Source organism: Methylobacterium sp. J-088, assembly GCF_022829295.1.
GTDB lineage: Bacteria > Pseudomonadota > Alphaproteobacteria > Rhizobiales > Beijerinckiaceae > Methylobacterium.
In genome coordinates, this window is sequence record NZ_JAKSYH010000016.1 from 1 (window position 1) to 10809 (window position 10809).

Here is a 10809-nt window from a genome sequence, read left to right on the forward strand (position 1 = left end):
CCGTCGTGCGGAAGTAGAACTGCGGCCGGTAGTTCGTGAAGAACGGCGTGTGACGGCCACCCTCCTCCTTGGTCAGGATGTACGCCTCGGCCTTGAACTTGGCGTGCGGCTTCACCGAACCCGGCGTGCACACGACCTGGCCGCGGTTCTACTTCCGCACGACGGACGTCACCGGGATCTGCACGCGTCCCGAGGGCACCGAGAGGGTGATGCCGGGCGATAACGTGACCATGGACGTGGTGCTGATCGTGCCGGTGGCCATGGAAGAGAAGCTGCGCTTCGCCATCCGCGAGGGCGGCCGCACCGTCGGTGCCGGCGTCGTCGCCGCCATCAACGACTGAACTCAAGCAAGCATCCTTAGCAGGGCGCGGCGGGGTCAAGCCCCCGCACACCCCGCCGTCCCTCTGTAGGTTCTAGGAACATGAACGGTCAGAACATCCGAATCCGCCTGAAGGCGTTCGATCACCGCATCCTCGATGCGTCGACCAAGGAGATCGTCTCCACGGCCCGGCGCACCGGCGCGACCATCCGGGGTCCGATCCCGCTGCCGACGCATATCGAGAAGTTCACCGTTAACCGCTCGCCGCACATCGACAAGAAGTCGCGCGAGCAGTTCGAGATGCGCACGCATAAGCGGGTGCTCGATATTGTCGATCCGACGCCGCAGACCGTGGACGCGCTGATGAAGCTCGACCTCGCCGCCGGCGTGGACGTGGAGATCAAGCTCTGAGTCCGCTGAGGACTTAGAGCTTACCGTTTCATCGCGCGAGGGAGAGAACCTATGCGCTCAGGCGTCATCGCACAGAAGGTCGGCATGACCCGCGTCTTTACGGACGCGGGGGAGCATGTCCCCGTCACAGTGCTTAAGATCGATCAGTGCCAGGTGGTTGCTCACCGCACCGTCGAGAAGAACGGCTACGTTGCGCTGCAGGTCGGCGTCGGCAAGGCCAAGGTCAAAAACGTCTCGGCCGCAGAGCGTGGCCGCTTCGCGGTCGCCAAGGTCGAGCCGAAGAAGAAGCTCGCCGAGTTCCGCGTGTCCGAGGACGCGCTGATCCCGGTCGGCGCTGAAATCACCGCGGACCACTTCATCCCCGGCCAGTTCGTGGATGTTACCGGCACCACCACCGGTAAGGGCTTCGCTGGCGGTATCAAGCGCTGGAACTTTGGCGGTCTGCGCGCCACCCACGGCGTGTCGATCTCGCATCGTTCGATCGGTTCGACCGGTGGCCGTCAGGATCCGGGCAAGACCTTCAAGAACAAGAAGATGCCGGGTCACCTTGGTGTTGAGCGGGTCACCACCCAGAACCTGCGCGTCGTGCGTACCGATCCCGAGCGCGGCCTGATTCTGGTCGAGGGCGCGGTGCCGGGCGTCGCTGGCGGCTGGATCCAGATCCGCGACGCGGTGAAGCGCAAGCTCCCCGCCGATGTTCCGCTGCCGGGCAAGTTCCGTGAGAACGGCGCGCCCATCCCGGCTCCCGAAGCCGCTGCGGCTGAGGAGACCGCGTGATGAAGCTCGATATCAAAACCCTCGACGGCGCCGGCGCCGGCTCGGTTGAGCTGAACGAAGAGATCTTCGGGCTGGAGCCTCGGGCAGACCTGCTCCAGCGCATGGTTCGCTGGCAGCTCGCCAAGCGGCGCGCAGGCACCCACGCCGTACAGAACCGCTCCGACGTGAACCGGACCCGCAAGAAGCTGTACAAGCAGAAGGGCACCGGTAACGCCCGCCACGGCGCGGCCTCGGCGCCGCAGTTCCGCGGCGGCGGCCGGGCCTTCGGTCCGGTGGTGCGCGACCACAGCCACGATCTGCCCAAGAAGGTCCGTGCGCTGGCCCTGCGCCATGCCCTCTCGGCGAAAGCCAAGGCCTCGACCCTGATTGTCGTCGACGACATCAAGATCGAGGATCACAAGACCAAGGGTCTCATCGAGCGTTTCGGCAAGATGGGCCTCTCCAACGCGCTGATCATCGGCGGTGCCGAGGTCGACGTGAATTTCGGCCGGGCCGCCCGCGCCATCCCGCAGATCGACGTGCTGCCCGTGCAGGGCATCAACGTCTACGACATCCTGCGCCGCGACACGCTCGTCCTGACGAAGGCTGCCGTCGACGCGTTGGAGGAGCGTTTCAAATGAGTGCCGATCCGCGCCACTACGACATCGTTGTCTCCCCGGTGATCACCGAGAAGGCGACGAACCTGACCGAGCAGAACAAGGTTGTCTTCCGCGTCGCCCCCAAGGCGACCAAGCCTCAGATTAAAGAGGCGGTTGAGAAGTTGTTCGACGTGAAGGTCACGGCCGTAAACACCCTTGTCACCAAGGGAAAGAAGAAGATTTTCCGCGGCCTCCGCGGACAGCGCTCCGACGTGAAGAAGGCGATCGTGACCCTGGCCGAGGGCCACTCGATCGACGTCACGACCGGGCTCTGAGGACGGGTTTTAGGGATCCAAGCCGATGGCCTTGAAGACATTCAAACCGGTCACGCCGAGCCTGCGCCAGCTCGTACTCGTTGACCGCCGTGAGCTCTACAAGGGCAAGCCGGTGAAGGCGCTGACGGAGGGCAAGTCGTCCTCCGGCGGCCGCAACAACCTTGGCCGCATCACCGTCCGCTTCCGCGGCGGCGGCCACAAGCGCGTCCTGCGCAATGTGGACTTCAAGCGTCGCGAGCAGCTGGGCGTGTCCGCGACCGTGGAGCGGATCGAGTATGATCCGAACCGCACGGCGTTCATCGCGCTGATCAACTTCCCCGACGGGAAGCAGAGCTACATCCTGGCTCCCCAGCGCCTTCAGCCGGGCGACAAGGTGGTGGCCGGCGAGAGCGTTGACATCAAGCCAGGCAATGCCGCTCCGGTCGGTTCGATGCCGGTGGGCACGATCGTCCACAACGTCGAGCTGAAGATCGGCAAGGGCGGCGCGATCGCCCGCTCGGCTGGCAACTACGCGCAGATCGTCGGCCGCGACCAGGGTTACGTAACGCTCCGCCTGAACTCGGGCGAGCAGCGTCTCGTCCATGGTCAGTGCTTTGCCAGCGTCGGTGCGGTCTCGAACCCGGACCACATGAACATCTCGCTCGGCAAGGCCGGGCGCAACCGTTGGCTTGGCAAGCGCCCGCACGTTCGCGGCGTGGCGATGAACCCGGTCGACCATCCGCACGGCGGCGGCGAGGGTCGTACCTCGGGCGGCCGCAACCCGGTCACGCCCTGGGGCGTGCCCACCAAGGGGAAGAAGACGCGGTCCAACAAGCGGACCGACGTGTTCATCCTGTCCAGCCGCCACAACCGCAAGAAGTAATCGCTATGGCACGCTCTCTCTGGAAGGGGCCGTTCGTCGACGGCTACCTCTTCAAGAAGGCCGAAGCGGCGCGGGGTTCCTCGCGCTCCGAGGTCATCAAGATCTGGAGCCGCCGCTCCACGATCCTTCCGCAGTTCGTGGGGCTCACCTTCGGTGTGCACAACGGGCAGAAGCACATCCCGGTCTACGTGTCCGAGGAAATGGTCGGTCACAAGTTCGGCGAGTTCTCGCCGACCCGCACCTTCCCGGGCCATGCGGCCGACAAGAAGGCGAAGAGGCGCTGAGATGGGCAAGCAAGCCACCCCCCGCGCGCTCCCCGAGAACGAGGCGAAGGCCGTCGCGCGCATGCTGCGCGTCAGCCCGCAGAAGCTCAACCTCGTGGCGCAGATGATCCGCGGCAAGAAGGTCGACACGGCCCTCGCCGAGCTCGAGTTCTCGCGCAAGCGGATCTCGACCGAGGTCAAGAAGTGCCTCGAGAGCGCCATTGCCAACGCCGAGAATAACCACGATCTGGATGTCGACGATCTCGTCGTTTCCGAGGCCTTCGTGGGCAAGGCGCTGGTTCTCAAGCGCTTCCACGCCCGCGCCCGCGGCCGCGGCGCGCGTATCCTGAAGCCCTTCTCGAACCTCACCATCGTGGTTCGTGAAGTCCGCCAGGCCGAAGCGGCTTGAGGAGGAACTGATGGGCCAGAAAGTCAACCCGATCGGTCTTCGGCTCGGCATCAACCGGACCTGGGATTCCCGCTGGTTCGCCAACAAGGGCGACTATGCGAAGCTCATGCACGAGGACGTCGCGATCCGCGCCGCCCTCATGAAGCAGCTCAAGCAGGCGGCGGTCTCCAAGATCGTCATCGAGCGTCCGCACCGGAAGTGCCGCGTCACCATCCACTCGGGCCGTCCGGGCGTGGTGATCGGCAAGAAGGGCGCGGATATCGAGAAGCTGCGCAAGCTCGTCGGCACCATGACCAAGGCCGACGTGACCATCAACATCGTCGAGGTGCGCAAGCCCGAGATCGACGCCACCCTGGTGGCCGACTCGATCGCGCAGCAACTCGAGCGCCGTGTCGCTTTCCGGCGCGCTATGAAGCGGGCCGTTCAGTCGGCCATGCGTCTGGGCGCCGAGGGCATCCGGATCAACTGCTCGGGCCGTCTCGGCGGCGCCGAGATCGCCCGCCAGGAATGGTACCGTGAGGGACGCGTCCCGCTGCACACGCTGCGCGCCGACGTCGATTACGGCACCGCCACGGCGTTCACGACCTACGGTACTTGCGGCATCAAGGTTTGGGTGTTCAAGGGCGAGATCCTTGAGCATGACCCGATGGCCCAGGACAAGAAGGCCCAGGAAGAGGGCGGCCGTTCCAGCGGGCGCCGTGAGCGCGATGGCGAGGGCGGCCGCGAGCGCGGACGTCGCGAGCACGCGTAAGGTAGGAAGCCATGCTGCAACCGAAAAAGACTCGCTTCCGTAAGCAGTTCAAGGGCCGCATCCACGGTGCGGCCAAGGGCGGCTTCGAGCTGAACTTCGGCCAGTTCGGTCTGAAGGCGGTGGAGCCCGAGCGCGTCACCGCCCGCCAGATCGAGGCGGCCCGCCGCGCGATCACCCGCGAGATGAAGCGTCAGGGCCGCGTCTGGATCCGGGTGTTCCCGGACGTGCCGGTGTCCTCGAAGCCGACCGAAGTCCGCATGGGCTCCGGTAAGGGTGCTCCGGATTACTGGGCTGCCCGCGTGCATCCCGGCCGGATCATGTTCGAGGTCGACGGCGTTGCCGAGGCCATCGCCAAGGAGGCGCTCCGCCTCGGCGCCGCGAAGCTCCCGATCCGTACGCGGGTCGTCCAACGCATCGCCGACTGAACGGAGGCTATCGTGAAGTCGACCCAGAGAGTGTCTGATCTCAAGGCGTTGTCGCCGGATCAGTTGAATGACGAGTTGCTGAACCTCAAGAAAGAGCAGTTCAACCTGCGCTTCCAGGGGGCCACCGGCCAGCTCGAGAACGTCGCCCGTGTCCGTGAGGTCCGTCGCGACATCGCCCGTGTCCGGACTCTGCAGCGTTCCAAGACGCTGCAGCAGGCCAAGGGCTGAGGCGGGTTTTAGGAGACAACCATGCCGAAGCGCATCCTGCAGGGCACCGTCGTCAGCGACAAGGGTGAGAAGACCATCGTGGTGAAGGTGGAGCGCCGCTTCACGCACCCGGTGATGAAGAAGACCGTCCGCCGGTCCAAGAACTACCACGCGCATGACGAGGCGAATGTCGCCAAGGTCGGGCAGACGGTGTTCATCGAGGAGTGCCGTCCGTTCTCGAAGACCAAGACCTGGAAGCTGGTCGAGGGCGAAGCGGGTGTTCAGGCCGAGGCCGGCGAGGCCGCTTGATGTGATGGCTTGGCGGCTTCGGGTGACCGCATCCGCCAGATCGTTGTGGTTCGGATCGACGAACGCCCGGGCAAGGCCGACCTGCATAGGTCGGACTCGCGCCGGGCTTCGTCGTTAGGAGGCGCCGTACTGGCTCCTGACCGTTGCACGCGCGGGCGCTGCACCCCGATCACGTAGCGCGCCGCCGCTGGTATGGGATTGGGTGGTTCTTCTGAACCGTCGCGTACTTCAAAGCATGCGTTTGGCTGCGCCTCAGGCTTGTCGAGATCGACCCGAGGCGTTGCGCCAAGTCCGTCGCCGCTGCTGAGGACGTCGAGAGTACCATCGAAGATAGCTTCGCCCCTTTTCTGATGGGCAACCCGGAAATCGGGCGCCGCGCTCAGGTGCTGGCGATCTTGTGTGCGAGGCGACGGTCTATGGATGGAAGCGGCGGATGCTCGTTTTCCGGTTAACGTCTATCGCGATGTCGCCCCACGCCCCGTCATCGAGTCCGGCCGTCACGTCTCGAAAATCGTCGGCCTGTGTGCCTGCGGTGGCACCGAGGCGCATCTGATCAAGCATTGGTCGCGCGATCGATCTTTTGAGCGTCCGATGGCATGCGGTGGGCGGTTTTGACAGAGCTTCTCGACGGTCGGTGATCGCACGACGGTCCAAGACAAAACGGCCCCGGAGATGCTCCGGGGCCGCCCTATTTGTCTGGTTGAGAATGTGCCGCAATCCTCTCTGGTTGCGGCAGCGTCAATCAGGCCTCGCCCTCGTCGAGATCGTCCGCGCTCGGCGTCGCGGTCTCCAAAATCTTCTCCGCCACGAGCCCCGAGTTCTGCCGGATCGAGCCCTCGATTTCGGCGGCGATCTTCGGGTTGTCGCGCAGGAAGCCCTTCGAGTTCTCGCGGCCCTGGCCGAGACGCTGGCTGTTGTACGAGAACCAGGCGCCCGCCTTCTCGACGATCCCGGCCTTCACGCCGAGGTCGATCAGCTCGCCGACCTTCGACACGCCCTCGCCGAACATGATGTCGAATTCCACCTGCTTGAACGGCGGCGCGACCTTGTTCTTCACCACCTTGACGCGGACCTGATTGCCGATCGCCTCGTCCCGATCCTTCAGGGTCGAGATACGGCGGATGTCGAGGCGCACCGAGGCGTAGAACTTCAGGGCGTTGCCGCCCGTGGTGGTCTCGGGGCTGCCGTACATCACGCCGATCTTCATCCGGATCTGGTTGATGAAGATGACCATGCAGTTCGAGCGCGAGATCGAGCCGGTCAGCTTCCGAAGGGCCTGACTCATCAGGCGGGCCTGGAGGCCGGGCTGGCTCTCGCCCATCTCGCCTTCGATCTCGGCCCGCGGGGTCAGCGCGGCAACCGAGTCGACCACCAGAACGTCGATGGCGCCGGAGCGCACCAGCGTGTCGGTGATCTCCAGGGCCTGCTCTCCGGTATCGGGCTGTGAGATCAGCAGGTCGTCGAGATTGACCCCGAGCTTGCGGGCATAGACCGGGTCCAGGGCATGCTCGGCATCCACGAAGGCGCAGACGCCGCCCTTCTTCTGGGCCTCCGCGATGGTGTGGAGCGCCAGCGTCGTCTTGCCGGACGATTCGGGGCCGTAGATCTCGATCACCCGACCGCGGGGCAGGCCGCCGACACCCAGGGCAATGTCGAGGCCGAGCGAACCGGTGGAGATGGTCTCGACCTCCTGCACCTTGTCGTTCTTGCCAAGCCGCATGATCGAGCCCTTGCCGAAGGCGCGCTCGATCTGGGCCAGGGCTGCGTCAATGGCCTTGGACTTGTCCTTGTCCGCGGGGGGCATGTCGACCACTTTCAATGCGGGCTGGGCCATCTGGCGGGATCCTTATGAAGGGGTTGAGCGCCGTTCACAACGCGCGTCAACGTCCGTCTCGTGTACCTGTTTTGTTCTCGTGCGGCAAGGGTTCATGGGCGTTCCGACAGGGCGTTGTTCCCGTCAATCCGCGTTGCACGCGTTGCGGAAGCGTGGCTGGTCCGTTTCACGCTGCGGGAGGCGGCGGTGGCGCGATGGCCTGACCGTCCCTCACCTCCGGCGTGCCGGGGTGAGGCTGTTGGGGCCAATGCCTGAGGGGTGGGAGGCCCCCCGCCCCTCAGCTCGCCATCGTCTTTTTTACGGTTTCGACGAGCTGCTTCAGGCTGAAGGGTTTTGGCAGGAAGTTGAAGGTCTCGCCCTCCGGCAGGTTCTTGCGGAAGGCGTCCTCGGCGTAGCCCGAGACGAAGATCACCTTCAGGTCCGGCTGGTGCTTGCGCACTTCCCGCAGCAGGGTCGGGCCATCCATCTCGGGCATGACGACGTCGGAGACCACGAGGTCGATCGGCTGGGCGTTCTCGCGCACGATCGCCAGCGCTTCGAGGCCCGAGGCCGCCTCCAGGACCGTATAGCCGCGGGCCGAGAGGGCCCGGCTGTTGACCGCGCGCACCGGATCCTCGTCCTCCACCAGCAGAATCGTACCCTGGCCGGTATGGTCGGCGGCGGGCTGGCGCGGTGGCGTCCGCTCGGCCGCGGTCGCCGGCCCCACGGGTTCGATCGTTCCCTCGGCTTTCGAGCCAGGCAACCGTGCGGCGTCCGTCCGCGGCAGGGCCGGTGCGGGGGCCGGGTGCGGCACCTCTTCGGGTTCCGCCACGGGGATGTGGCGCGGCAGGTAGATCCGGAAGGCAGTGCCCTCCCCGACCGTCGACTGCACGTCGATCGTGCCGCCGGACTGCTTGACGATGCCGAACACCGTCGAGAGCCCGAGGCCCGTGCCCTTGCCGATTTCCTTGGTGGTGAAGAACGGTTCGAAGATCTTCTCCATCAACTCGGGCGGGATGCCCTGGCCGGTGTCGCGGACCTCGATCAGCACGTGGTCGCCCGCAGGCGCCCCGCCCCGCCCTTCGGCCGCCGCTGCTGGACCGGGATCAGTGACGTTCTCGGTGCGGATCACCAGCTTGCCGCCCTCCGGCATTGCGTCGCGGGCGTTGACCGCGAGGTTCACGATCACCTGCTCGAACTGGTTGACGTCGGCCTTCACCGGCCAGACCTCGCGGCCGTGCTTCAGCTCCAGGGCGACACGCTCGCCGAGCAGCCGCTTCAGCAGGAGCGTGAGTTCGGACAGAGCCTCGCCGACACTCATCACCTCCGGCCGCAGGGTCTGGCGGCGAGAGAACGCCAGGAGCTGGCGGACGAGGCCCGCCGCCCGGTTGGCGTTCTGCTTGATCTGCATGATGTCTTGGAAGGCCGGATCGGTCGGCCGGTGGCTCGCGAGCAGCAGGTCCGAGTAGCCGATGATCGCCTGCAGCACGTTGTTGAAGTCGTGCGCGATGCCGCCTGCGAGCTGACCCACGGCGTTCATCTTCTGGGCTTGGGCGACCTGCTGCTCCAGCTGGCGCTGCGCCGTCGTGTCGAGGGCGTACAGGATGACGCGCTCGGCCTCGTCGGTCTGCTGCCCGGGATCGCCGCCGTCGGCGGGGCTGAGCCAGACCCGCGCGGAGCGGCCACCGGGCCCGGTCAGCTGAACCTCGATCGGCTCGGGATCGGTCATCCCGCGCGATGCCCGGGCGAGCCCGGCTTCGAGGCTGGTGCGGTCCGTCACGGAGTCGCCGACGTTGGGCTCGGCCCGGTGCGTGCCGTCGCCGTCGATGGCGCCGTCCTCGGCCTGCCGCGGCACCGTGCCGAACAGCCGGGTGAAGGAGGCGTTGGCCCGGGCGATCCGCCCCGTGCTGTCGAGGGTCGCGATGGCGATCGGCGAGTTGTTGAGGAACCGGGCGAGGCGCACCTCGGCAGCGCGCTGCGGCTCGTCGGTCTCGGCCCCGGCGGAGCGGTTGATCACGAAGGTCCGTGAGGAACCGGGCTTGCCGTCCTTGCCGAAGGCGATCCGGTGGTAGAGCCGTACCGGCAGGGTGTGGCCGTTCCGGCGGCGCAGGTCGAGGTCGAAGCGGTCGGTGCGCACCTCGCCGGGCATGCCGGCGGCGCGCACGAGGACGTCGGCCTCGGGGGCGATCTCGGTGAGGTGCGGGCCGCCGGGGCCGACGCTCGCGAGGTCGTAGCCGAGCCAAGCGGCCAGCGTGGCGTTCATGTACACGATGGCGCCGGCCGGATCGATCGACAGGAAGCCCGCCGGGGCGTGGTCGAGATAATCGATCGCGTGCTGGAGTTCCTGAAAAACGTTCTCCTGCCGCTCGCGTTCGGCGGTGATGTCGGCGACCGTCCAGAGGGCGGCGGCGCGGCGCGCGCGGGCCAAGGGCCGGACCGAGACCCGGTACCATCCGAAGCTGCGCTCGCCGGCGATCGGGCCGAGCGGCGGCGACATCCGCACCTCTTCGGTGTGAGCCCGGGCGTCGCGCGAGGCTTGCGACAGACGGTAGACCGCCTCGGAGACCTCCGGCGGCCCGACCAGAATGCGCTCCACCGGCACGAGGTTCGAGAAGGTGTCGCCGCCGGCGATTCGCAGATAGGCCTCGTTGGCGTAGATCAGCCGGCCGCCATCCTCGACCACCAGCGCGCCGTCCGGCGAGGCGTCGACGATGCCCTTGGTGATATCGTCCCGGGCGGCGCTGCCGCTGAGCTGAAGCGCACCGATCGCCAGCGCGAACAGGAAGAACACGCCCGCCATGGCGAGCAGGGCGAGCAGCCACACGATCAGCGACTGGGCCTGCTCGTTGGCCACGAAGGACAGGCCGATGGCGGCTCCGACCAGCAGGCCCGCCAGCACGAGCAGCAGCCCGACCCGGCCCGGCTGCTCCGAGCGGTCGATCGAGCCGGTCGCCTGCGGCGCAGCCGGCTGCGAACCCGCACCCTGAGCGGCGGCGACCGGCAATCCTGCATTCGGCGCGCCTGCGGCGGGTGCCGGAGGTCCAGTCACGTCGGCCATCGGCTTCATTTCCAGAACGTTCCCCCCGGTTAGGCCGGCCGGCCATATCAGGGCAAGGGCCGCGCAGCATCACGCGCATCGCGCCAAGCCTCGGCTCAGCCTCGCGAAAAAAGGTGGACGAAGCGTGGCTTTCGCGCGGTTTCACGCGCGGGCGGCATGCCATCCGGGGATCGGCGGCTTCGTCCGGCCGCCGATGAGCGTGGCGCCACGACGCCGGATATCGTCAAACGATACAGATCCAAGGGCGCGGTCGCGGCGCCGGCCAGTTCGGAGGAGGACGGCTCGACGCGCA

Annotated in this window: 14 protein-coding genes and 2 pseudogenes; 13 read left to right on the forward strand and 3 right to left on the reverse strand. The window is 66.7% G+C overall.

Annotated features, from left to right (window positions below; translation table 11 throughout):
* Positions 1-145 (reverse strand): annotated as a pseudogene (gene tuf, locus MKK63_RS00565) (elongation factor Tu); the annotation flags it as partial.
* Between tuf (MKK63_RS00565) and tuf (MKK63_RS00570) the strand changes: the two are divergent.
* The 13 genes and pseudogenes from tuf (MKK63_RS00570) to MKK63_RS00630 form a co-directional block, all read left to right on the forward strand.
* Positions 141-341 (forward strand): annotated as a pseudogene (tuf, locus tag MKK63_RS00570) (elongation factor Tu); the annotation flags it as partial. The pseudogenes tuf (MKK63_RS00565) and tuf (MKK63_RS00570) sit on opposite strands and share 5 nt — an antisense overlap.
* 80 nt (positions 342-421) lie before the next feature.
* Entirely contained in the window at positions 422-730 is a 309-nt protein-coding gene (gene rpsJ / locus MKK63_RS00575) for a 30S ribosomal protein S10 (RefSeq protein ID WP_043351245.1), read from the forward strand.
* Between the two features lie 51 nt (positions 731-781).
* Complete coding sequence (gene rplC / locus MKK63_RS00580) at positions 782-1507, forward strand: 50S ribosomal protein L3 (protein ID WP_243920336.1); 726 nt, start codon at positions 782-784, stop codon at positions 1505-1507.
* Entirely contained in the window at positions 1507-2127 is a 621-nt protein-coding gene (gene rplD, locus MKK63_RS00585) for a 50S ribosomal protein L4 (protein ID WP_243997711.1), read from the forward strand. The genes rplC and rplD overlap by 1 nt, the downstream gene beginning before the upstream one ends.
* Complete coding sequence (locus tag MKK63_RS00590; RefSeq protein ID WP_020094257.1) at positions 2124-2420, forward strand: 50S ribosomal protein L23; 297 nt, start codon at positions 2124-2126, stop codon at positions 2418-2420. Before rplD ends, MKK63_RS00590 begins: the two co-directional genes overlap by 4 nt.
* A 25-nt stretch (positions 2421-2445) precedes the next feature.
* Positions 2446-3282: a 50S ribosomal protein L2 gene (rplB, locus tag MKK63_RS00595; RefSeq protein WP_243920338.1), complete on the forward strand. Its 837-nt coding sequence runs from the start codon at positions 2446-2448 to the stop codon at positions 3280-3282.
* 5 nt (positions 3283-3287) lie between these two features.
* A complete protein-coding gene (gene rpsS / locus MKK63_RS00600) occupies positions 3288-3566 on the forward strand; it encodes a 30S ribosomal protein S19 (protein ID WP_192708807.1) in 279 nt (92 codons plus the stop codon).
* Between the two features lies 1 nt (position 3567).
* Positions 3568-3954, forward strand: a complete 387-nt coding sequence (gene rplV, locus MKK63_RS00605) for a 50S ribosomal protein L22 (protein ID WP_243920340.1) — start codon at positions 3568-3570, stop codon at positions 3952-3954.
* A gap of 10 nt (positions 3955-3964) precedes the next feature.
* The gene (rpsC, locus tag MKK63_RS00610) at positions 3965-4705 is read left to right on the forward strand and encodes a 30S ribosomal protein S3 (protein WP_243997713.1); all 741 of its coding nucleotides are present in this window, start codon (positions 3965-3967) and stop codon (positions 4703-4705) included.
* 11 nt (positions 4706-4716) lie between these two features.
* On the forward strand, positions 4717-5130 hold the full coding sequence (gene rplP / locus MKK63_RS00615; protein ID WP_091719330.1) for a 50S ribosomal protein L16: 414 nt from the start codon (positions 4717-4719) through the stop codon (positions 5128-5130).
* A 12-nt stretch (positions 5131-5142) separates the two neighbouring features.
* Positions 5143-5358: a 50S ribosomal protein L29 gene (gene rpmC / locus MKK63_RS00620; protein ID WP_243905825.1), complete on the forward strand. Its 216-nt coding sequence runs from the start codon at positions 5143-5145 to the stop codon at positions 5356-5358.
* A 21-nt stretch (positions 5359-5379) separates the two neighbouring features.
* Complete coding sequence (gene rpsQ, locus MKK63_RS00625; RefSeq protein WP_243997715.1) at positions 5380-5646, forward strand: 30S ribosomal protein S17; 267 nt, start codon at positions 5380-5382, stop codon at positions 5644-5646.
* Positions 5647-6066: 420 nt separating this feature from the next.
* Positions 6067-6261 (forward strand): hypothetical protein, encoded by a 195-nt coding sequence (locus tag MKK63_RS00630; RefSeq protein WP_243997717.1) that lies wholly within the window; start codon positions 6067-6069, stop codon positions 6259-6261.
* A gap of 127 nt (positions 6262-6388) precedes the next feature.
* Here MKK63_RS00630 and recA read toward each other — a convergent pair whose 3' ends face one another.
* Positions 6389-7450: a recombinase RecA gene (recA, locus tag MKK63_RS00635; RefSeq protein WP_409564460.1), complete on the reverse strand. Its 1062-nt coding sequence runs from the start codon at positions 7448-7450 to the stop codon at positions 6389-6391.
* A 307-nt stretch (positions 7451-7757) separates the two neighbouring features.
* Positions 7758-10517, reverse strand: coding sequence for a cell cycle histidine kinase CckA (cckA, locus tag MKK63_RS00640; RefSeq protein WP_243997721.1), 2760 nt, complete (start codon positions 10515-10517; stop codon positions 7758-7760).
* Positions 10518-10809: the final 292 nt, after the last annotated feature.

Coding starts and splice junctions, on each gene's coding strand:
- rpsJ (WP_043351245.1), top strand. CDS start 422: ATGAACGGTCAGAACATCCGAATCCGCCTGAAGGCGTTCGATCACCGC.
- rplC (WP_243920336.1), top strand. CDS start 782: ATGCGCTCAGGCGTCATCGCACAGAAGGTCGGCATGACCCGCGTCTTT.
- rplD (WP_243997711.1), top strand. CDS start 1,507: ATGAAGCTCGATATCAAAACCCTCGACGGCGCCGGCGCCGGCTCGGTT.
- MKK63_RS00590 (WP_020094257.1), top strand. CDS start 2,124: ATGAGTGCCGATCCGCGCCACTACGACATCGTTGTCTCCCCGGTGATC.
- rplB (WP_243920338.1), top strand. CDS start 2,446: ATGGCCTTGAAGACATTCAAACCGGTCACGCCGAGCCTGCGCCAGCTC.
- rpsS (WP_192708807.1), top strand. CDS start 3,288: ATGGCACGCTCTCTCTGGAAGGGGCCGTTCGTCGACGGCTACCTCTTC.
- rplV (WP_243920340.1), top strand. CDS start 3,568: ATGGGCAAGCAAGCCACCCCCCGCGCGCTCCCCGAGAACGAGGCGAAG.
- rpsC (WP_243997713.1), top strand. CDS start 3,965: ATGGGCCAGAAAGTCAACCCGATCGGTCTTCGGCTCGGCATCAACCGG.
- rplP (WP_091719330.1), top strand. CDS start 4,717: ATGCTGCAACCGAAAAAGACTCGCTTCCGTAAGCAGTTCAAGGGCCGC.
- rpsQ (WP_243997715.1), top strand. CDS start 5,380: ATGCCGAAGCGCATCCTGCAGGGCACCGTCGTCAGCGACAAGGGTGAG.
- MKK63_RS00630 (WP_243997717.1), top strand. CDS start 6,067: ATGGAAGCGGCGGATGCTCGTTTTCCGGTTAACGTCTATCGCGATGTC.
- recA (WP_409564460.1), bottom strand. CDS start 7,450: ATGCCCCCCGCGGACAAGGACAAGTCCAAGGCCATTGACGCAGCCCTG.
- cckA (WP_243997721.1), bottom strand. CDS start 10,517: ATGGCCGACGTGACTGGACCTCCGGCACCCGCCGCAGGCGCGCCGAAT.